The organism is Okeania sp. SIO2F4, from assembly GCF_010672385.1.
Classification (GTDB): domain Bacteria; phylum Cyanobacteriota; class Cyanobacteriia; order Cyanobacteriales; family Microcoleaceae; genus Trichodesmium.
In genome coordinates this window covers 1-1,436 of the sequence record NZ_JAAHGT010001404.1, presented here as the reverse complement: position 1 = coordinate 1,436, position 1,436 = coordinate 1, and the positions used below count along the sequence as shown (strand labels likewise).

The 1,436-nt window shown below is 34.1% G+C and carries 1 protein-coding gene; it reads left to right on the top strand.

The window, feature by feature from the left end:
- The coding region (locus F6K22_RS40790; RefSeq protein WP_293110857.1) for a glycosyltransferase family 61 protein at positions 1–1,077 on the top strand (1,077 nt) is incomplete at its 5' end.
- Positions 1,078–1,436: the final 359 nt, after the last annotated feature.

The following is a 1,436-nucleotide window of genomic DNA, read 5'->3' as shown; positions in this document are numbered from 1 at the left end:
GTAAGTAAGGAGGGAAGCATACTTTCCTTGACAAAAGATGGAAAAAATGGTAATTCAGGATTTTCTTACTTTCAGAAACTTTCCCAGAGTCCTACCTTCGTAACTATAGTACGGTCGGGAAGAGCTTGGATAATGCCCAAGAAAAATTACTGGAGACTATGTTACGGCATTGCTATCATGACTCCAGATAACTATTTATTGGCAGATTTGTCTAGAGAGTATCCATCTCCATTACCAGGATGCACAAAACATGACCCAAGTCAACATCAGATATTTGACCTAGAAGAACTACCCCCCCTAGAGAAAATTAATGGTAAGGTAGCAATATTATCAGTATTATCGGGAAATGTATATTTTCATTGGATGGTAGACCTGCTACCTAGAATAGAGATATTACGTCAGGGCATAAATTTAGAAGAGATAGATTGGTTTGTAGTTAATGACCATCAACAACCTTTTCAACGAGAAACATTAAAGAGTATTGGTATTAAAGAAGAGAAGATTTTAGCAAGCGATCGCCATCCTCATATTCAAGCAAAAGAATTAGTCGTACCCTCATATCCTAGTTACCTGGGATGGTTACAACCTTGGGGATTAAAATTTCTCAGAGAAGAATTTCTCAAAGATATAAATATTAATAGGTCAGAGTTATCAGAAAGAATATATGTAGGCAGGAGTAATGCTAGGTATCGCCAGGTAATTAACGAAGAAGAGGTAGTAAAGATATTATGCCAGTTTGGTTTTACTTATGTTACTCCAGAGTCAATGTCTCTAGAAAATCAGATTGCCATTTTTGCTCATGCCAAGATTATAGTGGCTCCTCATGGAAGTGGTCTAACAAATATAGTATTCTCTAACCCAGGGACAAAAGTTATTGAATTTTTTTCACCCCACTATCTTAGATACTATTATTGGCATATTAGTCGATTATTAGGATTGGAGCATTACTATCTTATTGGTGAAACATTTGGTTGTTATCCGATTAGAAATATAATGTATGAAAGTTCCTTAGTGGAAGATATTTTGGTGAATTTAGATTCACTCAATCAAATGCTGAAAGTTATAGGTATTGTTTAACTAGCTATCAGTTTTTAGCATTCAGCTATCAGCTATGAGTTATTAATTCATTATCTTGTCAGGAGTAATTAGTCTTTAAGGAGAACTAAAAGTTATGAATAAAAAGGTGATCAGCTAACTTTAGTAAGTTATTATTTTAAAAAGTTATTGGCATAGAATTACTCAATGAAATTCTTGTCAGAAAAAGTAAGTCAAGATTTGATTGACTCCTTACTGGTTTGTTCCTGGAACAGAAAAAACAAGAGCATGAGAAATTCAACAAATCTAGGCAGAAAAAGTCAATAAAAGTTGGGCTTGACTCCTTTTGGTTTATTCCTGGAATATAAAAAATAAGAGCATGAGAAACTCACAAAATCTAG